This is a genomic window from uncultured Salegentibacter sp. (genome assembly GCF_963972535.1).
Lineage (GTDB): Bacteria > Bacteroidota > Bacteroidia > Flavobacteriales > Flavobacteriaceae > Salegentibacter.
Genome location: NZ_CAXAVR010000038.1, coordinates 1 through 22575 on the forward strand (window position 1 = coordinate 1; position 22575 = coordinate 22575).

Annotated in this window: 25 protein-coding genes; 12 read left to right on the forward strand and 13 right to left on the reverse strand. The window is 37.3% G+C overall.

From position 1 onward, the window contains the following. On the reverse strand, window positions 1-716 hold a 716-nt coding region (locus tag AACZ30_RS06745; RefSeq protein ID WP_339648411.1), incomplete at its 3' end, for a UvrD-helicase domain-containing protein. 166 nt (window positions 717-882) lie between these two features. On the opposite strand from AACZ30_RS06745, the gene AACZ30_RS06750 reads away from it, so the two are divergent. After that, window positions 883-1491, forward strand: a complete 609-nt coding sequence (locus AACZ30_RS06750; RefSeq protein WP_339648413.1) for a superoxide dismutase — start codon at window positions 883-885, stop codon at window positions 1489-1491. A 468-nt stretch (window positions 1492-1959) separates the two neighbouring features. On the opposite strand, the gene AACZ30_RS06755 is transcribed toward AACZ30_RS06750, so the two are convergent. The 4 genes from AACZ30_RS06755 to purN form a co-directional block, all read right to left on the reverse strand. Further along, window positions 1960-3858 (reverse strand): amidophosphoribosyltransferase, encoded by a 1899-nt coding sequence (locus tag AACZ30_RS06755; RefSeq protein WP_339648415.1) that lies wholly within the window; start codon window positions 3856-3858, stop codon window positions 1960-1962. A gap of 63 nt (window positions 3859-3921) precedes the next feature. Then, on the reverse strand, window positions 3922-4845 hold the full coding sequence (locus tag AACZ30_RS06760) for a PfkB family carbohydrate kinase (RefSeq protein WP_339648417.1): 924 nt from the start codon (window positions 4843-4845) through the stop codon (window positions 3922-3924). A gap of 172 nt (window positions 4846-5017) precedes the next feature. Beyond that, entirely contained in the window at window positions 5018-5485 is a 468-nt protein-coding gene (gene rnhA / locus AACZ30_RS06765) for a ribonuclease HI (RefSeq protein ID WP_339648419.1), read from the reverse strand. Continuing rightward, window positions 5485-6084 (reverse strand): phosphoribosylglycinamide formyltransferase, encoded by a 600-nt coding sequence (gene purN / locus AACZ30_RS06770; protein ID WP_339648421.1) that lies wholly within the window; start codon window positions 6082-6084, stop codon window positions 5485-5487. The genes rnhA and purN overlap by 1 nt, the downstream gene beginning before the upstream one ends. A gap of 148 nt (window positions 6085-6232) precedes the next feature. Between purN and AACZ30_RS06775 the strand changes: the two genes are divergently transcribed. The 5 genes from AACZ30_RS06775 (at window position 6233) to pyk (ending at window position 10512) form a co-directional block, all read left to right on the forward strand. Continuing rightward, the gene (locus tag AACZ30_RS06775) at window positions 6233-6469 is read left to right on the forward strand and encodes an acyl carrier protein (protein ID WP_013069791.1); all 237 of its coding nucleotides are present in this window, start codon (window positions 6233-6235) and stop codon (window positions 6467-6469) included. A 16-nt stretch (window positions 6470-6485) separates the two neighbouring features. After that, window positions 6486-7739: a beta-ketoacyl-ACP synthase II gene (fabF, locus tag AACZ30_RS06780; RefSeq protein WP_075325312.1), complete on the forward strand. Its 1254-nt coding sequence runs from the start codon at window positions 6486-6488 to the stop codon at window positions 7737-7739. 9 nt (window positions 7740-7748) lie between these two features. Continuing rightward, window positions 7749-8480, forward strand: a complete 732-nt coding sequence (gene rnc, locus AACZ30_RS06785) for a ribonuclease III (RefSeq protein ID WP_075325311.1) — start codon at window positions 7749-7751, stop codon at window positions 8478-8480. Window positions 8481-8593: 113 nt separating this feature from the next. Beyond that, window positions 8594-9082 (forward strand): IPExxxVDY family protein, encoded by a 489-nt coding sequence (locus AACZ30_RS06790; protein WP_339648435.1) that lies wholly within the window; start codon window positions 8594-8596, stop codon window positions 9080-9082. Further along, window positions 9082-10512 carry a pyruvate kinase gene (pyk, locus tag AACZ30_RS06795; RefSeq protein ID WP_075325309.1) on the forward strand — a complete coding sequence of 477 codons (1431 nt, stop codon included), beginning with the start codon at window positions 9082-9084 and terminating at the stop codon, window positions 10510-10512. The genes AACZ30_RS06790 and pyk overlap by 1 nt, the downstream gene beginning before the upstream one ends. A 56-nt stretch (window positions 10513-10568) precedes the next feature. Here pyk and dinB read toward each other — a convergent pair whose 3' ends face one another. Then, window positions 10569-11672 (reverse strand): DNA polymerase IV, encoded by a 1104-nt coding sequence (gene dinB, locus AACZ30_RS06800; protein WP_339648437.1) that lies wholly within the window; start codon window positions 11670-11672, stop codon window positions 10569-10571. Between the two features lie 118 nt (window positions 11673-11790). Between dinB and AACZ30_RS06805 the strand changes: the two genes are divergently transcribed. From AACZ30_RS06805 to AACZ30_RS06830, 6 genes are read left to right on the forward strand one after another with little or no spacing between them, the layout of a single operon-like run. Then, window positions 11791-12030 (forward strand): hypothetical protein, encoded by a 240-nt coding sequence (locus AACZ30_RS06805; RefSeq protein WP_208223478.1) that lies wholly within the window; start codon window positions 11791-11793, stop codon window positions 12028-12030. After that, window positions 12021-12314: a type II toxin-antitoxin system RelE/ParE family toxin gene (locus AACZ30_RS06810; protein WP_339648438.1), complete on the forward strand. Its 294-nt coding sequence runs from the start codon at window positions 12021-12023 to the stop codon at window positions 12312-12314. The genes AACZ30_RS06805 and AACZ30_RS06810 overlap by 10 nt, the downstream gene beginning before the upstream one ends. Before the next feature lie 10 nt (window positions 12315-12324). After that, a complete protein-coding gene (locus AACZ30_RS06815; RefSeq protein WP_339648439.1) occupies window positions 12325-12990 on the forward strand; it encodes an NAD(P)H-binding protein in 666 nt (221 codons plus the stop codon). Continuing rightward, a complete protein-coding gene (locus AACZ30_RS06820; protein ID WP_339648440.1) occupies window positions 12991-13458 on the forward strand; it encodes a CYTH domain-containing protein in 468 nt (155 codons plus the stop codon). Between the two features lie 8 nt (window positions 13459-13466). Beyond that, window positions 13467-13967 (forward strand): YciI family protein, encoded by a 501-nt coding sequence (locus tag AACZ30_RS06825; RefSeq protein ID WP_339648442.1) that lies wholly within the window; start codon window positions 13467-13469, stop codon window positions 13965-13967. Between the two features lie 32 nt (window positions 13968-13999). Then, entirely contained in the window at window positions 14000-14281 is a 282-nt protein-coding gene (locus AACZ30_RS06830; protein ID WP_339648443.1) for a GNAT family N-acetyltransferase, read from the forward strand. A gap of 43 nt (window positions 14282-14324) precedes the next feature. On the opposite strand, the gene trxA is transcribed toward AACZ30_RS06830, so the two are convergent. The 7 genes from trxA to AACZ30_RS06865 all read right to left on the reverse strand — a co-directional run. Next, entirely contained in the window at window positions 14325-14624 is a 300-nt protein-coding gene (gene trxA, locus AACZ30_RS06835) for a thioredoxin (protein WP_075325302.1), read from the reverse strand. Between the two features lie 232 nt (window positions 14625-14856). Then, the gene (locus tag AACZ30_RS06840; RefSeq protein WP_339648444.1) at window positions 14857-16263 is read right to left on the reverse strand and encodes an efflux transporter outer membrane subunit; all 1407 of its coding nucleotides are present in this window, start codon (window positions 16261-16263) and stop codon (window positions 14857-14859) included. A 2-nt stretch (window positions 16264-16265) separates the two neighbouring features. After that, window positions 16266-19427: an efflux RND transporter permease subunit gene (locus tag AACZ30_RS06845; RefSeq protein WP_339648445.1), complete on the reverse strand. Its 3162-nt coding sequence runs from the start codon at window positions 19425-19427 to the stop codon at window positions 16266-16268. Window positions 19428-19436: 9 nt separating this feature from the next. Further along, window positions 19437-20561, reverse strand: coding sequence for an efflux RND transporter periplasmic adaptor subunit (locus AACZ30_RS06850; RefSeq protein ID WP_339648446.1), 1125 nt, complete (start codon window positions 20559-20561; stop codon window positions 19437-19439). A 15-nt stretch (window positions 20562-20576) separates the two neighbouring features. After that, window positions 20577-21065, reverse strand: coding sequence for a transcriptional regulator (locus AACZ30_RS06855; protein ID WP_339648447.1), 489 nt, complete (start codon window positions 21063-21065; stop codon window positions 20577-20579). Between the two features lie 70 nt (window positions 21066-21135). Next, on the reverse strand, window positions 21136-21978 hold the full coding sequence (locus AACZ30_RS06860; protein ID WP_339648448.1) for a phospholipase A: 843 nt from the start codon (window positions 21976-21978) through the stop codon (window positions 21136-21138). 129 nt (window positions 21979-22107) lie between these two features. Then, window positions 22108-22575 (reverse strand): isoaspartyl peptidase/L-asparaginase (locus tag AACZ30_RS06865; protein WP_339648449.1); only part of this gene is annotated, 468 nt, incomplete at its 5' end.

The following is a 22575-nucleotide window of genomic DNA, read 5'->3' on the forward strand; positions in this document are numbered from 1 at the left end:
AAGAACTCGTGGCTTGTTTCTGCAATTAAAGCTTCGGTTTTCTTTATTTCTGAACTTATTCTTTCTTTGAATTTCTGAAAATCTTCTGGAGTTTTTCCCTTTAGTTTTTTTAGCGCTTCCTGGTGATTTTCGCCAATAAGTAATTCAGAAATTTCAAATAGATCTTTAGCTATATCCCAGCTTTTGTCGTCATCAGTTTTACTAATTGCAAAAGCAATAAGAACCTTTGTAAGCTCTTTATCGGTTCCGGCTTTGCTTATAAGCCTATCTACGGCTTCCATTAGTATTTGCCGTGTATTAAGGGCAATTTCAAAATTTACGGGAAGACCAAGATCTTTAGCGAAAGTTCTAAGTACCCGGTGTGTAAAACCGTCTATGGTAGAAACTTCAAAAGCGGCGTAATTATGAATAATGCTTTTTAAGATCTTTGCAGCTTTGGTTTTAAGCTCGGCTTCAGATAAACCGGTTTCTTCAGCAATAATTTTAAAAAGCGGATTACTATTAATTGAAGTTTCTTCTTCAGTAAAATCTCTTAAACTGCTAATAATCCTGGATTTCATTTCATCTACCGCCTTATTCGTAAAAGTGATAGCAAGAATGTTTTTGTAAGCATCTGGCTTTTTGCTTTTAAAAAGCAAGAGCAAATATTCTTTAACCAGGGTAAAGGTTTTTCCCGATCCCGCCGAAGCATTATAAATAGTGAAATTATTAGTCAAAAAAGCTGGATTTTGATGAAGATTCTGAATTTTAAAGGTAAAATAAAAATGTTTTGTATTCTCCCCCCGCTTTTAAGTATTTTATAACACTAAAATGTTTTTATTAAATAGCTTAATACCTAAATTTGAGTGAATTTTATTACTAATCACTAAAAAATAGATACAAATGGCTTTTGAGTTACCAAAGTTAAAATATGCATTTGATGCATTAGAACCACATATAGATGCGAAGACCATGGAAATTCACCATGGAAAACACCACGCAGGTTACACTAAGAAATTAAACGCTGCAATAGAAGGCACCGATCTTGAAGGAAAAACTATAGAGAATATTCTTGAAAATCTTGATAAAGAAAATACCGCTGTAAGAAATAACGGTGGTGGATTTTATAACCATAACCTGTTTTGGGAAGTAATGTCTCCAGATGGTGGTGGAAAACCAGAAGGTGAACTTGCTAAAGCAATAGATGCTGCATATGGTTCTTTTGAAGCTTTTAAAGACGAGTTTGCCAAGGCAGCTGCAGGACAGTTTGGTTCTGGATGGGCCTGGCTTTGTGTTCACGAAGGCGGAAAAGTAGAAATTTGCTCTACAGCAAATCAGGACAATCCATTAATGCCAGAAATTGGCTGTGGCGGAACTCCTATTTTAGGTCTTGATGTTTGGGAACACGCTTATTACCTAAACTATCAAAACCGTCGTCCAGATTATATTGAAGCATTTTTTAATGTAATAGACTGGAAAGAAGTGGGAAGCAGATATGCAAAGCAGAAATAATAACTTAGTTATTATTTGAATATATTAAAAAGACCGCTGTTTGGCGGTCTTTTTTTTGCCAGAATGTTAAATAAAAAAAGGCGGATTTTTTAAATCCACCTTTCTTTGCCCCAAATCTACCATGAACTTAACCTACTTATGTTATGGTGAGTCTAAAGTATACTGAATAAATCTTGCGTGCAAATTTTTTAGATTAAAGGCGTAAATATCTGTTAAAGTATTGAAATTCAATATTTAATGTAAGAAAATTTGGTTTTTTGTGTAAGTTAGTTGTGAGAAGTTTTAATTTCTGAAGCGTTTTAAATTCGGGTGAAAATAAAAAAAGGCGGATTTTTATATCCACCTTTTTTTGCCCCAAATCTACCATGAACTTAACCTACTTATGTTTATGGTTCTGCTAATGTATAGATTCTTATTTCTGTAAAAAATCATTTTAGACGAAAGGCAGAAAAACTTGTTAAACTGCACTTAGTAGGCTCTCCCTTCATTTCCTTCGTAAAAATTAATAAAAGCTCTATTCACTACCCGGTTACCACCAAATGTGGGATAATTACCGGTAAAGTACCAGTCACCCAGGTTTTTAGGGCAGGCTTTATGTAAATTGTCTACTGTTTGGTAAATCACTTTTACATCTGCCTTTACATCGGTATCACAAAGTAGCTCTGAGATTTTATCTGAAATTTGCTCATCGGTAAAAGGTTCGTAGATTTCCTTAACGAAATTCTTCACTTCTTCATCGGCAAGATCTACCTGGAGTTTACACTTTTCGTAAACCTTTTCCACTATATCGTATTGATTATTATCTTTTAAAAGCTCTAGCGCTGCCCTAAAAGCAACAAGACCTTCCAGCCGCGCCATATCTATACCGTAACAATCTGGATAACGAATTTGTGGAGCAGAAGAAACTACTACAATTTGTTTTGGGTTTAATCTGTCCATCATTTTAATGATGCTCTTCTTTAAAGTTGTTCCCCTTACAATACTATCGTCTATAATTACCAGGCTATCTTCTGGTTTAACCACGCCGTAGGTTACATCGTAAACGTGAGCTACAAGATCGTCACGGCTGCTGTCTTCGGTAATAAAGGTTCTAAGCTTTACGTCTTTTATCGCAATTTTTTCGGTGCGTAAACGGTGTGCTAAAATTTCCTGAAGTCTGGCATCAGTTAAAGTATCTTTTTCAGCTAAAATTGCATCGTTTTTCTGTTTATTCAATTCATCCTGTGCCGCTTCAACCATCCCGTAGAAACTGGTTTCAGCAGTATTTGGGATAAAAGAGAAAACCGTATTTATGGTATCGTGATCTATGGATTTTAATACTTCGGGCATTAATAAACGCCCAAGCATTTTTCGTTCTTTATAGATTTCGGCATCGCTTCCGCGGGAAAAATAAATACGTTCAAAAGAACAGGCTTTTCGTTCCAGAGGTTCCAAAATCTGGGTAATGTTGACCTCTCCACTTTTTTTGGTGATAATGGCGTGTCCCGGCGGAAGCTCATGTACATCATTAAAATCTACGTTGAAAGCGGTTTGAATCACCGGTCTTTCTGAAGCAACAACTACCACTTCATCGTCTTTATAATAATATGCTGGACGAATTCCTGCAGGGTCACGTAAAACAAAAGAATCACCGTGACCAAGTAAACCGGCCATGGCATAACCACCATCCCAATTTTTAGACGACTTTCTTAGTATTTTGGCAACGTTTAATTTTTCGGCAATAATAGGAGAAGCTGAAACTTTAGAATAACCTTGTTTTTTCAATTTTTTATAAAGTTTTTGAACTTCAGAATCTAAAAAGTGCCCAATTTTTTCCATTACCGTAACGGTATCGGCTTTTTCTTTGGGATGCTGCCCAAGCTCTACCAGGTTATTAAAAAGCTGGTTTACGTTGGTCATATTAAAATTCCCGGCCACAATAAGATTACGGTGCATCCAGTTGTTTTGCCTAAGAAATGGGTGTACACTTTCTATACTGTTTTTTCCAAAAGTACCGTAGCGCACGTGTCCAAGATAAACTTCTCCAACATAGGGAAGGTTTTTCTTTTGCAGCGCAACATCTTCAGAATACTCAGGGTTTGCTTTTATTTCGTCGTTTATTCTACCATTTATCTGCTCAAAAATATCCTGGATGGGTTGTGCCGCATTAGATCTTATTCGGCTTATATAGCGATCTCCGGGAGCAGTATTTAATTTAATGTTGGCAAAACCGGCACCGTCCTGGCCTCGGTTATGCTGTTTTTCCATCATTAAATACATTTTGTTAATCCCATAAAAGGCAGTACCATATTTTTCTTTATAGTACTCCAGTGGTTTTAACAATCGTATTTGGGCAATTCCACATTCGTGTTTTAAGGCGTCACTCATAATTCGTGGCAGATTTTATTCCTGCTTTATATAAAAAATGCCCTGAAAATTCAGGGCATAAGTTTAGGTTAATGCTATTTCAAATTGAGTTAATTTCTTAAACTCTGCGAGGCGCGAATTTACTTCCTCGCCTGAAAGTTCCTCCATCCTCTCGGTTCCAAATTTTTCTACGCAAAAAGAGGCGAGATTAGAGCCGTATATAATGGCGTTTTTCATATTCTCAAAGCTATTATCTCCAGTTTTTGCAAGATAACCTGCAAAACCACCTGCAAAAGTATCGCCGGCACCGGTTGGATCAAAAACTTCTTCTAACGGAAGGGCGGGCGCAAAGAACACCTGCTCTTCGTGAAATAATAAAGCGCCGTGTTCTCCTTTTTTAATCACTACATATTTTGGGCCCATTGTAGCAATCTTTTTAGCAGCTTTTGCCAAAGAATATTCGCCAGAAAGTTGCCTTGCCTCTTCATCGTTAATGGTAATCACATCTACTTTGGCAATTACTTTCATTAAATCTTCCAGGGCGTTATCCATCCAGAAGTTCATAGTATCTAAAATGGCGAGTTTTGGAGATTCAATTTGTTCTAGAACGCTAAGTTGTACCAAAGGATGCAGGTTCCCTAACATCACAATTTCAGCATCTTTATAAGCATTTGGTACTACCGGATTAAAATCGGCCAGTACGTTTAATTGGGTGTCTAAAGTATCTCTGGAATTTAAATCGTTATGGTAGCGGCCACTCCAAAAAAAGGTTTTTCCGCCCGGAACCACTTCAATTCCATCTATATTTATATTGTTTTTGGTAAGCAGGTCCAGGTATTTTTGTGGAAAATCGTCTCCAACAATAGATACCACGGCGCTGTCTACATTAAACTGCGAAGCTGAAAGCCCAATATAGGTGCCTGCACCTCCAAGAATTTTATCGGTTTTCCCAAAAGGGGTTTCAATAGCATCAAAGGCTACAGTGCCTACAATCAGTAATTTACTCATAAAATGGTTTAAAAATTGTGCTGCAAATATACAGTTTGTTTTTCAAGGGCTCAATCAAAATTACTCGATAATCGAGATTTAAATATTGTACGTTTTGTCTCGAAACCAGGATATAATATTAATAAGGCCTTTATGTTTCATTTCGAATGCTCTACTTAAAGATTAATTCCGTTCAATTTTGTTGAAAACCTTCATCTATCAGAAGCCTTTTTTCTTTTGAGGCGGCTACCGCCAAAGCGTCGCAGCGTTCGTTTTGCGGATGGTCATTATGTCCCTTTATCCACCTAAAGCTTACATTATGTTTGCGTATTTCTTTTAGAAATTCTATCCAGAGATCGGCATTTTTTCGGTCTTTAAAATTTTTCTTTTCCCAGCCAAATACCCATTTTTTGTTTACTGCATCTGCAACATATTTTGAATCGGTAAATACAATGGCAGAAACTCCGGGCTTTTTTAGCTTTTTTAAAGCTTCAATAACCGCCAGCAATTCCATCCTGTTATTAGTGGTATGTTTAAAACCTTTTGCGAATTCTTTGCGGTAGGCTTTTCCTACCCATTCCATTACAATACCGTAACCGCCGGGGCCGGGATTTCCTCTCGCGGCGCCATCGGTATAAATGTGTACCTGGGCTGTTTGCACTATTGTGATTTCTTTTGAAGTAATTGCTGAAGAATTTCTGGGAAATGTTTGTATTCCAGCTTATGAATTTTTTCTGCAAGACTTTCGGGAGTATCTTCTTCTGAAATATCTGTTTTCGCCTGAAAGATTATTTCGCCTTCATCATAATTTTCATTTACATAATGAATACTAATCCCGCTTTCTTTTTCCTTATTTTGAATTATAGCTTCGTGCACATGCATTCCATACATTCCTTTACCGCCATATTTTGGAAGTAGCGCCGGATGTATGTTTACAATCTTATTGGGAAAACGTTTTAAAATGTCTTCGGGGAAAATCCACATAAATCCTGCTAAAACAATTAAATCTGGATTTATATCCTCTAAAATATGCAGAACATCGTAACTATTATAGAGTGCATCCCGGTCAAAATGAAGTGCTTTAACATTTAGATCGTGTGCTCTTTTTAGCACTTTAGCCGATCTTTTGTTCGAGAAAACCGCCACCACACTGGCATTGGGCTGTTTCTGAAAAAATTTAATGATATTTTCGGCATTGGTTCCCGAGCCGGAAGCAAAGACAACTATTTTTTTTTGTGAGGTATGGGTTGGATTGCTCAAAATAAGCTTGTTAACAATTATTAGAATGTAAAATTAAGTCCTTTCAACTAAATTTATGTAAATTACGATCACATTTTTAAAGTAAAAATCGGTTTTAAAATAAAGTTTTTTATTTTTGCCACCTAATCAAAATTAAAATAAAAGTATTATGTCAGACATTGCATCAAGAGTAAAAGCGATTATCGTTGACAAGTTAGGTGTTGACGAGAACGAGGTTGTAAACGAAGCAAGCTTCACAAACGATCTGGGTGCTGATTCATTGGACACTGTGGAATTGATCATGGAATTCGAAAAAGAATTCGATATCCAGATTCCTGATGACCAGGCTGAGAACATTGCCACAGTAGGTCAGGCAATTTCTTATATTGAAGACGCAAAAAAATAAAAAGAGTATAGACCATATGGAGTTGAAGCGAGTTGTAGTAACGGGCCTGGGAGCCCTAACCCCCATTGGTAACAATATTGAAGAATATTGGGAGGCTTTGGTAGCCGGAAAAAGTGGTGGTGCGCCTATTACCTATTTCGATACTGAAAAATTCAAAACCAAATTCGCTTGTGAACTCAAAAATTTTGACCCGCTCGATTTCTTTGACCGTAAGGAAGTAAGAAGGCTGGACAGGTTTGCCCAATATGCCATTGTAGCTTCAGATGAAGCAATAAAAGATTCCGGCATCAACCTGGAGACTGTAAACAAGTACCGTGTTGGTGTAATATGGGGGGCCGGAATTGGCGGATTGGAAACTTTTCAGAACGAAGTGATAAACTTCGCGACGGGAGATGGTACACCAAGGTTTAATCCTTTCTTTATTCCTAAGATGATTGCAGATATTGCCCCTGGTAATATTTCCATTCGTCATGGGTTTATGGGAGCAAATTATACTACCGTTTCAGCTTGTGCATCTGCAGCAAATGCTATGATAGATGCATTAAATAATATTAGGCTGGGACATAGTGATATTATTGTTTCCGGAGGTTCTGAAGCTGCGGTAACTATGGCTGGTATGGGTGGTTTTAATGCTATGCACGCCCTTTCTACACAAAACGATAACCCCGAAACGGCATCAAGACCTTTTGATGCTACTCGAGACGGATTTGTGTTAGGGGAAGGTGCCGGTACACTTATTCTTGAAGAATATGAACATGCCAAAGCCAGAGGAGCTAAAATTTATGCTGAAGTACTTGGAGGAGGATTATCTTCTGATGCTTACCATATGACGGCACCACATCCTGAAGGAAACGGAGTTGTTGCGGTTATGGAAAACTGTCTTCGAAATGCAGAAATGAAGCCCGAAGATGTAGATGCCATTAATACGCACGGAACTTCTACTCCATTAGGAGACGTAGCCGAATTAAAAGCGATAAGTAAGGTTTTTGGTGAACACGCCAAAACAATTAATATTAATTCAACAAAATCAATGACCGGGCATTTGCTTGGTGCTGCAGGAGCTGTAGAAGCAATTTCTGCAATTTTGTCTATGAAACATGGAATAGTACCACCTACTATTAACCACGAACATAAAGATGAAAATATTGATCCTGAATTAAACCTTACTCTAAACAAGGCCCAAAAACGTGATGTAAAGGTGGTGATGAGCAACACGTTTGGATTTGGAGGTCACAACGCTTGTTTATTATTTAAAAGATTTGATGAATAACCTTTAATTATGGGCGTTCTTCGAAATATATTAAATTCCCGTTCTGATAAAGGCGGGAATTTTTTTTCCGTTTTATATAAAATTCTGGGATTTAAGCCCAAGAATATTCTTCACTACCGCAAAGCCTTTACCCACCGTTCTTTAAATATTAAAGATGAAAAGGGAAATGCGGTGAGTTTTGAACGCCTGGAGTTCCTGGGAGACGCCATGTTAAGCGCTGTAATAGCTTCCCACCTTTTTAAAGCAGTTCCTGGCGGAAATGAGGGTTATCTTACCAAAATGCGTTCTAAAGTAGTTAGCCGAAAGCATTTAAATGAGCTTGGTAAAGACCTGAAACTTATAGACCACGTTCAAACTAATATTCCCAAAGATCAATTTGGAGCAAATATTCACGGCAATTTATTTGAAGCATTAATTGGCGCAATATATCTAGACCGCGGTTATAAATATTGTAAGCGTTTTATTTACGAAAGAGTGATAGATCCTTATGTAGATATAGAACAATTAGAAGGCCAGGTAATAAGTTATAAAAGTCTGTTTATTGAGTGGTGTCAAAAAGAAAAACGGGAATTCGACTTTGAAGTTTATGAAGATACCGGGAACGACGAAATAAAGCATTTTGCTGTAAAATTGAGGTTAGATGATAAAGTTGTTGCCAAGGCAAGGGCAACTTCAAAAAAGAAGGCCGAAGAAAAAACAGCAAAAAGGGCTTATTATGCACTTCAAAATAAAATCACATAAAATTATGAAATTAGTGCAAACTATAACGTTTTCGTAGATAAATACGAAGTTTTGGTAGGATAAACCTTCATTTTTCTCAATCTTATCTTATCTTTAACCTTAAATTAAAAGCTATGCAATCTCATAAAATGCTGCTTGAGGATGTAGAGGAAGATGATTTTGGCTTAATAGCACTATATGGTGATTTAGAAGAATATAAGATGGCCTATTTATTAAATAAGCATCTTAAACTTCAATTAAAAAGAGAACGCAGGGATATAGACTTCAACCATAAATCGGTAGAAGCTTTCTACGCCCATTATACCTTTAAAGATCTGGCGAATTTCAGGTCTTATCACCTTGTGGCCAATAAGTTTAAAGGAGAACCAAAAAAGATATTAAGCTCGGGTTCTTTATTTGAAGAAGAAGAAGTTAGACCCTTACAGGTAAACCTGGTACCTGAGTATAAAAAGGTAGATTTCTTTCTTAAAATAGATGAGGAGCTAAATCAAAAAGACCTCAATTTACTTGTTAATGCCATAAGCCAAATACCGCTGGTAATAGCAGTTTATAAAATTGACACAGATTTATTAAAATCTAAACAAAATTTAATTTTTGAATAATGCCAACAAATAAGAAGACTAAAATCGTTGCAACCCTAGGCCCGGCAACGAGTTCCAAAGAAACCTTAGATAAAATGCTCCAGGCCGGAGTAAACGTTTTTAGAGTTAATTTTTCCCACGCTAATTATGACGATGTAAAAGAACGCATTAACATGATTAGAGACCTGAACAAAGAAAAAGGCTACAATGCCGCGATTCTTGGAGATTTACAGGGTCCTAAACTTCGGGTAGGAGTGATGAAAGACGAAGTGGTAGTTTCAGAAGGTGATGAAATTATTTTTGCTACCGGAAAAGAATTTAAAGGAACCGCAGAACGCGTTTATATGAATTATGAAACTTTTCCGCAAGATGTTGCTGCGGGAGAGCGTATTCTTTTAGACGATGGTAAACTTATTTTTGAAGTAGTAAGTACAAATAAAAAAGATGAGGTTAAAACCCGGGTAATCCAGGGTGGACCTTTAAAGTCTAAGAAAGGTGTAAACCTTCCAAATACTAATATTTCGCTTCCTGCTTTAACTGAAAAGGATGTGAAAGACGCTATTTTTGCCTGTGAGATGCAGGTAGACTGGATGGCTCTTTCTTTTGTGCGTCACGCAGAAGACTTAAAAGAACTGCAGGATTTAATTAAAAAACACAGCGAATATAAAATCCCAATTATAGCTAAAATCGAAAAACCGGAAGGGGTAGCCAATATTGATAAAATTGTGGCTTATTGTGACGGTTTAATGGTGGCTCGTGGAGATTTAGGAGTAGAAATTCCTGCGCAGGAAGTTCCACTTATTCAAAAGAAATTAGTTTTAACGGCCAAGAAAGCAAGAATTCCGGTAATAATCGCTACTCAAATGATGGAGACGATGATTACCAGTCTTACGCCAACAAGAGCCGAGGTTAATGACGTAGCGAATTCTGTAATGGATGGCGCCGATGCGGTAATGCTTAGTGGAGAAACTTCAGTAGGGCAGTACCCAGTGCAGGTGATTCAAAAGATGACACAAATTTTGGAAAGTGTTGAAAACTCACCATTGATTAAAGTTCCTCACGATCCGCCGCATGTACGTACCAAGCGTTATATTACCAAATCTGTTTGTTATCACGCGGCCCATATGGCTAACGAAATTAAGGCCAAAGCAATTTGTACCTTAACCAATAGCGGGTATACAGCTTTCCAGATCTCTGCATGGAGGCCTGAAGCGCATATTTTGGTGTATACTTCTAATAATAGAATTCTCTCACAACTTAGTTTATTATGGGGTGTTAAAGCTTTCCATTATGATAAATTTGTAAGTACAGACGAAACTATAGAAGATATTAACCGCATTGCAAAAGAGAAATCTTTTGTAGAGGTGGGAGATTATACCATTAACCTGGCTGCTATGCCAATTGGTGAAAAAGGTATGGTAAATACGCTAAGGATTTCAGAAATAGAATAATCTAATAATATTTATACTTAAAGCCCCGAATACACTCTATTTGGGGCTTTTTTTGTTTAAAATTCAAACTTTAGCTGTACTTCAACTTTTTTCTCTTCTTCCGGCTTCTTTTCGTTTTTATCGGTATTTAGGTTGGAAAGGGAAATTCCCAAAAGTCGCACAGAATTCTTCATTTTTTCCTGGTATAATAACTCCTTTGCATTTTCAAGAATTAATTCTTTACTGGAGATATAGAACAAAATAGTTTTACTGCGAGTCTGCAGGGTAAAATCGCTATACTTTATTTTCAGGGTCACCGTTTTACCTGCAACCTTGCTTTTTTTGAGCCGGCGTTCTATTTCTTCGGCAATATTTTCCAGCCTTTCCAGCATAAAAATTTCCGAAGAGATATTTTCATTAAAAGTGCGTTCGGCACCAAGAGATTTTCTTATTCGGTTTGGTTTTACTTCGCTCAAATGTATACCGCGAACCACATTGTAATAATGCGCACCGCTTTTCCCGAATTTTTCGGTTAAATATTCCTGAGATTTCTTTTTCAGGTCTTTCCCCGTAAAAATACCCAGCATATACATTTTTTCAGCAGTCACTTTCCCTACTCCGTGAAATTTCCTGATGTCTAAAACTTCCAAAAAGGCTTCCACTTCTTCAGGATTTACCGTTTTTTGTCCGTTAGGTTTATTAAAATCACTGGCAATCTTTGCGATAAATTTATTGATAGAAATTCCTGCCGAGGCATTTAAACCTGTTTTCTCCTTAATTTTCTCACGTATTTCTTTTGCAATTAGGCTTGCACTGGGATTTCCTTTTTTGTTTTCGGTTACGTCCAGGTAAGCTTCATCTAAAGAAAGTGGCTCTACTAGGTCTGTATATTCATAAAAGATCTCCCTTATTTGTTGTGAAATTTCCCGGTAACGGTCAAAACGGGTTTTTACAAAGATTAGATGCGGGCAATTGCGTTTGGCAATAACGCTGCTCATAGCGCTTTTAACGCCATATTTTCGCGCTTCATAACTTGCCGCGCTAACAACACCTCTTTGCGAACTTCCGCTTACAGCAATCGCCTTACCGAGTAATTCGGGATTGTCCAGTTGTTCTACCGAAGCATAGAATGCATCCATATCTATATGAATGATTTTTCGAATAGGAAGGTTTTGGTTCACTTTACAAAGTTAAAGAAACTTCAAGTTGTCTGGAAAGCTATTTATTTCCCAAACCTGTTATAAAATCTTTCAACTTCAGAAATTTAAAAATCGTAACTTTATAAAAATCAATTAAAAAATGAAGAAAGAGAAGGAACTTAAGCAACGGGTTTTGGCTTACGTTCAGGAAGCTGATGAAGAATTACTTCATCTTATAGCAGAAGTGGCTGAAACTTATAAAAAGCAAAAAAAAGGTGATTGGTGGGATGAGCTTAGCGAAATTGAGAAAGTTGCTATTCAAAAAGGCTTAGAGGATGCCAATAACGATAAGGTGTTAGCTAATGAAGATGTTATGCGAATGTTTAAAAAATGGCATTAGAGATCTTTTGGGCAGAGACTGCAAAGACAGGTTTGCAGAGAGTGCTGGAATATTTGGAAAAAAATTGGACTGAAAAAGAAATACTTAAACTCGAAGAAAAACTTAAAGTAGTTATTCAAATCATCATTTTAAACCCAGAATTTTTTCCTAAGTCCACTCAAAACCCTAAGCTTTTTAAAGCTTTGATAGATAAAAATAATTACCTAGTTTATAGAGAAAATAAAGAGAAACAAAGAATCGAAATAATTAATTTTAGAGGAACCAGACAAAGACCGGTTCATTAATAAATAGTATATGCCAAAAACAGCAATAATTTTAGGAGCTACCGGCCTAACCGGAGGAATGTTACTACAGCAATTACTTGAAGACGACAGGTATGAGAAAATCAAACTTTTCTCAAGAAATTCAGTAGAAATAAACAATCCTAAAATCGAAGAACATTTAATAGATCTTTTTAAGCTCGAAGAGCATAAAGATAAATTTACCGGGGACGAGGTTTTTTGTTGCGTGGGCACCACCAAAAAGAAAACCCCAGATCACAATACGTACACCAAAATTGATCGCGGAATTCCTGTGACAGCGGCCAGGCTTTGTAAAGCAAATAATATAGATACTTTTCTGGTAGTTTCGGCACTTGGAGCGAATCCCAAAAGCAGGGTGTTTTATAACCGCATCAAGGGGAAAATGGAGAAAGAGGTATTAGAGCAGGAAATTAAGAATACCTATATCTTACAACCCTCGCTTATTACCGGCGAACGGAAGGAAAGCCGAAGCTTTGAAAAAGTTGGAAAAGTAATGCTCAATTTTATAAATCCGTTTTTCCTGGGAACTTTACGTAAATACAAGTCTATTTCGGCTGAAAGTATTGCCAGGGCTATGGTAGCCATTGCTAATAAGCCCGAATTAGATGTAGTAAGAATTCCTTCAGATGAAATTAAAAATATAGCACACAATAATTAAATGCAGGAAATTGAACGTAAATACCTTGTGCTTTCAGAAGATTTTAAAAAGGAATCATTTAAAAATTTCAAGATAAAACAAGGATTTTTAAATACCGATCCCGAACGTACAGTGCGCTTAAGAATTACCGGCGATAATGCGTTTATTACTATTAAAGGGAAATCTTCTAAAAACGGACTTACACGTTTTGAATGGGAAAAGGAAATTGATGTAAAGGAAGCCGAAGCGCTATTTGGACTTTGTGAACCGGGAATTATAGAAAAAACCCGCTATTTGGTGAAAGACGGTGATTTTGTTTTTGAAATTGATGAATTTCACGCTGAAAATGAAGGTTTAACCGTAGCAGAAATAGAATTGAATTCTGAAACCGATACCTTTAAGAACCCCAAATGGCTGGGAGAAGAAGTAACGGGAGATATAAAATATTATAATTCCCAATTAAGCAAGAACCCGTATAAAAACTGGTAAAATTTAATATGAAGAAATTAATTTATATACTCGTTTTTCCGTTTTTAATACTTTCCTGTAAAGATATTCCAGAACAGGAGCGAGGTATTCCCGGGCCAGAAAAAGTTGAGAAGAAAAAGCCCAAAGCCAATATAGATTCTATTGCGAACCATTTAAATGAAAAAGGTTATCAAACTTTTACCAACAAAGAAGGAGACAGCACTTATTTGATGCAGCAATATTATATGGTTTTTCTGAAAAAAGGTGAAAACCGAAGCCAGGATTCTACTGAAGCCGCAAACCTGCAAAAAGAACACCTGGCTTATTTAAGCAGAATGGCACAAGAAGGCTACGCAAGCTTAATTGGCCCCTTTGGTGATGACGGGGATATTCGTGGAATTGCGGTTTATAATACGGCTACGCAGCAAGAAGCCGATAGTTTGGCAAAACAGGATCCTATGGTAAAAGCTGGTAGATTAAAAGTTGAAGTTCATCCCTGGTGGACCGCAAAAGGAGGGAAACTAGATTAAAAACCAGACTAAAATTCTTAAAAATTTGAATTATGAAGATTGAACAAGTTGATGAAATTAAGAAAGGCTTTTTTCAAGCTTTGGAAAATGATAAAATTGCCGGGAAGATTGAATATACCTGGGCAGGCCGAAGCAAGTTTATAATAGACCATACCGAAGTTGACCCCGATTTTAAAGGCCAGGGTATAGGCAAGAAACTAATAAAAGCTACTGTAGATTTTGCCAAAGAAAATAAGCTAAAGGTGATTCCACTATGTCCTTTTGCAAAAAGTGTGATAGAAAAAGAACCCGAATTCCAGGAAGTTTTAGCTTAAAATAATTTCAAAAACATACATTGCTTCTCAGCTTTATTTTCTGTTAGGAATTAGAATTAATAATATTTACAATTTCAGCTTTTTGTAAAACTCCAGATTGTCTCCAAAGTTGCTGGCCATTTTTAAACAGCATCATTGTAGGAACACCGCGCACCTGGTATTTTCCCGCCAATTCCTGGTTTTTATCTACATCTATCTTTACAATTTTTACGCCATCGCCCAATTCAGCCTTTACGTCTTTTAAAATTGGCGCCAGTGTTTTGCAAGGGCCACACCAGTCAGCATAAAAATCAACTAGAACAGGTTTTTCATCTTTTATAATATCACTAAAACTACTTTTCATTTTAATAAATTTTAAGCTTTCTTAAAGTTACTGAATTTACTCGATAATCGAGATTTAAATGCTACGAGGTTTGTCTCAAAGCAAACTATTTTTCTTACAAAACGCCCCTAGGCTTGCCCCAGGTAGTTTATTGGCTTAGTCGAAAATAAATTTCAAAGTCAACAAAAAACAGCCCCAAAATTTAATTCTGGAGCTGTTTATTCAACAATTAACAAAACAAATTCAACACAATTTATTGCCAGCCTCCACCAAGGGCTTTGTAAAGATTTACGATGGAATTCAATTTATTGTATTCAGCATTTATAAGGTTTAGCTGAGAATTTAAAGCATTTTCCCTTGCGGTTAATACTTCCAGGTAATTTATAAGACCGTTATTCAATAATTCTTCTGAATAGCCTGAAGCCTTATTGTAAGCTTCATATTCGTTTTCAAGAATATCTATGCGTTCGGTACTTGCCTGGTAATTAGAAAGTGCATCTGAAACTTCCCTGCCGGCCACTAAAATGGCTTGTTTAAAGTTTAGTAAAGCTTCTTCTTGTTGTGCCTGCGAAACTTCATACTGGGTTCTTATTTGCCGCTTATTAACAATTGGCTGTAAAAGCGAAGCACCCAAATTTGCAAAAAGGGAATTTGCATTTAATAATTTATCCAGTTCTAAACTTTGAAAACCACCTGAAGCGGTTAACGTAAGCGAAGGATAGAAGTTAGCGCGAGCCGCATTTGTAAGTTCAAAAGCATTAATTAATCCGTACTCGGCGGCAATCACATCTGGCCTGTTTCTTAACAGTTGTGAGGGCACTCCTGTATTCAACGGACTTACAATTTTTTGTTGTGATAAGTCCGTTCGTTCTATTTCCTGTGGCCCTGCGCCCAGTAAAATGGAAAATGAATTTTCCAGCAAGCGAATTTGGTTTTGAAGCTGTACTACTAAAGCCTCGGCTGTATGCAACTGCGCTTTGGTTTGCTGTACACCAACTTCAGTCACATTTCCGGCATCTTTAAGGGCCATTGTAGTTTCCAGGCTGCTTTTTCTGGTTTCCAGGGTTTCTTTTGCAATTCTAAGTTGCTCGTCCAGACTTAGTAATTGATAATAATTATTAGCAATAGTGGAAATAAGCTGAGTCTTTACCGCTTTATGAGCAGCTTCACTTTGTAGATAAGCTGCGGTAAAAGCACGATCGTTACTTCTTATTTTTCCCCAAATATCAGCTTCCCAGGAAAGATTTCCGGTAACGTCATATTGGGTAATACTACCGTCAAAGAAAGAACCAAACTGGCTGTTAGGAGATAAAATTTGATGATTTACGGCCGGCCCTGCACTTAGCGTAGGGAAATAACTCGCTTTCCCTTGTTTTACATAAGCTTCGGCTGCCAACATTTGCTGTATGGCAATGCGTATATCTATATTATTCTCCAGGCCTTCTTCAATATGGTTTTTCAGAATAGGATCGGTAAAAATTTCCGTCCAGGAAATAGTGGCCATATTTAGGGAATCTTGCGGAAGATTATCTGTTCTATACAATTCTTCAGAAATCGCTTCTATTTCAGGACGTTCGTAATCTTTGGCTGCAAAACAGGAAACCAGTAAAAATGGTAAGGCTCCCCCAAGCAAAAGTTTATATATACTGTTCTTTCTCATTGTTATTCTTTTTCAGAAATTGATTTGTTTTCTGTTTTAGCTGCTTCTGGTATCCCGGTTATTTTTTCCTGTAAATGTTGGAAAATGATATAAAGAATTGGAATAATAAAAACTCCCAATATGGTACCAACTAATAAACCTCCAACAGCTCCCGTACCTATAGAACGGTTACCTGCAGCACCTGTACCACCTGCAAAAACCAAAGGAAGTAAACCAATAATAAAGGCAAAAGATGTCATTAAAATAGGTCTTAAACGAACTCTGGCACCCTCTAAGGCGGCATCTACAATAGAAAGGCCTGCCTGCCTTCGTTGCATGGCAAACTCTACTATAAGAATTGCGTTCTTAGCCAGTAGCCCCAGCAGCATTATTAAAGCAATTTGGAAATAAATATTTGCCTGAAGCCCTGTGAATTTAGTCACCAGGTAAGAGCCCATTACCCCAACCGGCAGTGAAAGTAGCACTGCGAAAGGAATAAGGTAACTTTCATACTGAGCTGAAAGAATGAAGTAAACAAACAGAATACTTAAAATCAAGATAAAAGTAGTCTGCGAGCCTGCTGAAACTTCTTCCCTGGTAAGTCCGCTATAATCTACGCTAAAATTAGAGGGTAGTGATTCTGCACTTACTTCCTGTACTGCGGCAATAGCGTCTCCAGAAGAATAACCCGGAGCCGGGGCACCGTTTATAGTTGCCGAGTTAAACAGGTTAAACCTGGTTACCGATTGCGGACCATACACCCGTTTTAAGCTTACAAATTCACTTAAAGGCGCCATTTCTCCCTGAGAATTTCTTACAAATAGAGAATTTAAATCGTCGGTGCCGGCGCGATCTTCAGGTAAAGCCTGAACATACACACGATATTGCTTACCAAATCTAGAGAAATCTGCTGCGTAAATACTTCCAATATACCCTTGCAAGGTTGAAAAGATGGTAGAAATATCTACACCTGCTTCTTTAGCTTTCGGAATATTTAAATCCATTTCATACTGCGGATAATTTGTGTTGAAAGAACTTTGTGCATACTGAATTTCCGGTCTTTGGGAAAGCGCTGCAATATAATTTTGGGTTTGGGTATCCAGTTCCTGGAAACTACCACCTGATCTATCTAACAATTTAGCTTCAAATCCCCCTGAAACTCCAAAACCTGGAATACTGGGAGGAGAAAAGAATAGCATTTCGGCATCAGAAAATGAAGCGCCAATTTGGAATAATTGTCCCTGGATAGATTCTACCGATAGGTGATCTTCTTCACGTTCACTCCAGTCGTCTAATTTAATAAAACCAAGTGCATAGTTACTACCTGCTCCACCAATTAAACTATAACCATTTACCAGAGAAACACCCTGTACACCTTCTATTTGTTGTGCTTTTTTCTCTAATTCTGAAGTAATTCCCACGGTTCTGTCTAAAGATGCCCCGGCAGGTAATTCAACATTTACAAATAATATTCCCCGGTCTTCATCTGGTACAAAACCGGTTGGAGTAGTTTTGGCTCCCCAAAATATTGCAAGTACCGCAGCTACAAGAATTAGCCCTGTAATCCACTTATGTTTACTTAAAAATGAAAGGGAATTCACATATTTATCAGTAGTTACTTTAAAAGCGGTATTAAACGAACTAAAAAAGCGCTGTAAAAAATTCTTTTTCTTATGTTCTTCGTCTTCATTATGTGGTTTTAAGAAAATGGCACAAAGCGCAGGACTTAAAGTTAAAGCGTTAACTGCTGAAATTGCAATAGCTACAATTAAAGTCACACCAAATTGTTCGTAGAAAACTCCTGTGGGTCCCGTGATAAAAGTTACGGGAATAAATACCGCTCCCATTACCAGCGTAATAGAAATAATCGCCCCGGTAATTTCGTCCATGGCTTTTCTTGTACCGCTTATGGCATCTTTAGCTCCTTCTTCCATTTTAGCGTGTACGGCTTCTACAACTACAATGGCATCATCTACCACAATACCAATAGCCAGTACCAGCGCAAATAGCGTTAGTAAGTTTATAGAGTACCCAAACAGGTTTAAGAAAAAGAACGTACCAATTATGGAAACCGGTACCGCAATGGCAGGAATAAGAGTAGACCTAAAATCCTGAAGAAATATAAACACTACAATAAATACCAGTATAAACGCTTCAATAAGCGTTAAAATCACTTTATCTATAGAAGCGGTAAGAAATTCATTGGTATCAAAATTTATATATACCGAAAGCCCGGTTGGAAAGTCTTCTTCCATTTCGTCCAGCTTCTGGTGAATGTTTTCAATAATTTCCTGGGCATTAGAACCTGGCGTTTGGTAAACAGCCATATTCACTCCCGGTTTTCCGTTAGTATACCCAATCACATTATAACCCTCGGCATCAAGTTCAACTTCTGCAACATCGTCTAACCTTAGGTATTGCCCATTATCAAGGGCTTTAATAATAATATTTCGATATTGATCTTCGTCCTGGTATCTTCCGCTATAACGCAGTACATATTCAAAAGCTTCAGCATTATTTTGACCTAAAGATCCCGCAGCAGCCTCCTGACTTTGCTCAGTAATGGCTCCAATAACATCTGAAGGGATTAAATTGTAAGCCGCTAATTTTTCAGGCTGAAGCCAGATTCGCATCGCATATTTCTTGGCGCCAAAAACATTTACGTTCCCAACCCCGTTAATACGTTGTAATTCTGGAATCACGTTAATATTCAGGTAATTCTGAATAAAAGTTGCGTCATATTCTTCGTTGTCTGAAACCACGGTAAAGAACATCAATGCACTGGTTTGTTCTTTTTGCGTGGTTACCCCAGATTGGGTTACTTCCTGCGGCAGTAAAGGTGTAGCTCGCGCCACACGGTTTTGAACGTTTACCGCGGCAATATCTGGATCTACTCCCTGGTCAAAGAATATTTGTATGCTGGCGCTACCGTTGTTACTGGCTGTTGAGGTAATATAATCCATTCCCTCAACCCCGTTTATTTGCTCTTCAATAGGAATAATTACACTTTCCAGTACTGTTTGAGCATTCGCCCCCGGGAAATTAGCCGAAACCTGAACCGTTGGAGGGGCAATATCTGGATATTGCGTTACGGGCAGTGTTGAAATTCCCAACACACCCAATACCACAATTATAATGGAAACGACCGTAGATAATACCGGTCTTTCTATAAATTTCTTTAGCATCTTAAAGTCTTATTTAAATACTGTATTAATAGAATTCGCAATACTATCAAAAGGAATTTCTTGCGGTTTTATTGGAGTGTTGTTTCTTAGTTTTGCCACGCCCTGAGCAACAATTTTATCGCCTTTCTTAAGGCCCGAATCAACAACAATAAGATTATTTACTCTTGAAGTTTCTGTGATAGGTGTAGAAACAGCCAAACTATCACCCTGAACTTTGTAAACGTAAGTTCTTCCCTGTTGCTCATAACTTGAGATTTCGGGTACTACAATTACGTCTTCAAAAGTTTGTGGCACTCGAATCTTACCACTATTACCGTTAGATAATAGTTGATTTGGATTAGGAAATTTGGCCCTGAAGGTTACTGTACCTGTTGAAGGATCAATTTGTCCAGAAATTGTTTGAATTTTCCCTTTTTGTTCATATTCTTTACCATTGGCCAGAATTAAACTTACCTCTGGGAAATTAGATATCTTTTCTTCTATACTGCTGCCCGAAGTTTCCTGAAGAAAACTCATATAATCTTTCTCGTTCATAGAAAAGAACGCATAAACCTCATCGGTTTGGGAAACCGTAGTAAGCGGCGTAGGATCTCCGGGAGAAACAAGTGCTCCATTTCTAAAATTAATATTACCTACATAACCATCTACCGGGCTTTTAATATTTGCATAATCAATATTTGCAGCTATACTGTTGTAGTTAGCCTGGGCCTGGGAGAGCTGTGCTTTTGCGGTTTGTAGTTGTACTTCACTAATAATATCTTTATCAACTAAAGGTTTTAGTTTTTCAACTTCAACCTGGGCGGCATTTACATTTGCCTGGGCGGCTTCCGCATCGCCCGATAAAGATTCTGTTTCAAGCTTAAAAAGCCTTTGTCCTTTTGTTACTTTTTCTCCTGCATCTACTAAAACATCTGTGATATAACCAGAAACTTTTGCTCTAACCTGACTGTTTACCACACCCTCTATGCTGGTAGGATATGAAGTGAAACCGGTAACTGTCTTTGTTTGTACTTCTAATACCGGGAGAGGTTGTGCACCCTGGCCCTGTGCTGCTTGCTGTTCTTCTTTCCCGTTAGAACAGGAAGTGAAAACGGCAGCACCTATAAACAGACTGAAATAAATTATCTTTTTCATTGCTTTTTATTGTAATTAATGGTTGTTGATGTTCTTCTTTAATTTATTAAGCGCTGCTGTTGCTTCATCTAAAAAGTCTAACAGGCTTTTTTGAAATTCCATATCAAAAGGTGGATCTTCTTTATTCAATTCGTTGCTTTTTTGCTTGTATTCCAGAACCTCTTTATGAATACATTTTTGAGCTTCCCACTTCGCGGTGAGCTCATCAATATGGTTTTCCATGAGGTCGGGTTTTACAATAAAATACCGCTTTCTGTCTCCAGATTTTGTGTAGTATTCAATACGGTTTGTTGTTTGAAGATGTTCTAAATGAGTAGAAACCGTACTTTTTCCGGCATTTAAATCTTTTACCAATTGCTCAAAAGTGATTCCTTTTTTACCGGTAACAATAAGCGTGGCAAAAATCCTTGCTGCAACCGGAGCTAATTGATGCTCTTTTTCAAACTGGACGCCCAATTTTTCAATTAAACGTGTTTTTTGTGCTTGTAAGTCCGTTTTGTTCATTTTAATAAATTGAAGGCGCGAAATTAATATTTAGTTCCGAATAACCCGAACCAAAAATCTAAAAGGTTTGTTAAATTGCATCGGGGAGCGATTTCAGGAAGTTTAATTCATCTGACTTTAGAACGAAGCCTGCGCGAATCATACTTCGGTTTTCTTCAAAATTAATAAGGCTTTCTGCATTTCCTTTATACCACTCCAGCATTACCTGGAAATTAGAAGAATTAAAAGGTTTATAAAGAAACCTGGTGCGCAGCGTTCCATTCCAGTCTTTAATTCCCTTTCTAAGCATAAGATCTACCAGTAATTTTTCCGGAATTAAATTGTAAGTAAGGCTTATTTTTCCGTAGCCTACATAATCAATTAGCTCGGGATTATCCTTTTTATATTTAAATGGCAACCAGCCTTTTACGCTAATTAAAAGGTTTTTATTTATCGCGGTGTGATAACTTAAAGAAAGAGAGTTCCAGCTTCGGGAATAAATACTATCCCGCCCGTTAGATTCGTGTTCCAACTGTAAATACGCCATTCCGGCCAAATCATCATTTTTATTATATACGGGTTTTCCCAAGCCTACCCCGGGATTAAAATTAAGTTCGCGAAAGGGGCTTGAAAACTCATAAATATTCCAAAAAGCTTTTTGGGTATAAGTGAGAAATAAGTAGGTATCAAACGGTAGAGTATTACGCGTAATTAATGCTTTAAAACTAATTTGATATTTTGCATCTGCAGATTTAGAATTGAGATCTTTATTTGTAGAAATTCCCGTGATAAAATAATTATCCTTATGAATAGAAAAAGTGGGCATATTTTCTATGGTATCGTTTATTTTTTCACGTGATAAACGTTGTGAAAAAACCTCTCCATAACAGAATATGAAGACCAATATTAAAATTACACCGTACTTATTTCTCATTTGTAAATTATTTAGAAGTTTGCAAAATTATAATTAGTTCGGAATTTTCCGAACTAACGAATTCTAAAATTGAGTTAAAAAAAAGCCCAACCGATTAAGTTGGGCTTATAAAGATCTTTTTTAAGAAGGTTATTCACTATAGATTCCTATTTCCAGGTCGCGGTCTTTATTCATTTTTGCACGGTACATTCCAGCGGTATTAAATTCCATGGAAACATTCCCATTACGGTCTATAGCAATTATGCCCCCGTTTCCTCCCAGTTCGGGATTTTTGTTTTGAATTACTTCTTTTGCAGCTTCAGCAAGGCTCATTCCTTTATATTCCATCATTGCTGAAATATCGTAGGCTACTACCCCCCGTATAAAAAACTCTCCCCAGCCGGTTGCTGAAATCGCTGCGGTTTTATTATTAGCATAAGTTCCGGCGCCAATAATGGGAGCATCGCCTATTCGGCCCCATTTTTTATTCGTCATTCCACCCGTAGAAGTTCCTGCGGCCAGGTTTCCATTTTTGTCTAAAGCGGCACAACCAACTGTACCAAATTTAGAATCTTTAATAAACGGATCTACAAATGCAGTTTTGCTATCGTGATCCAA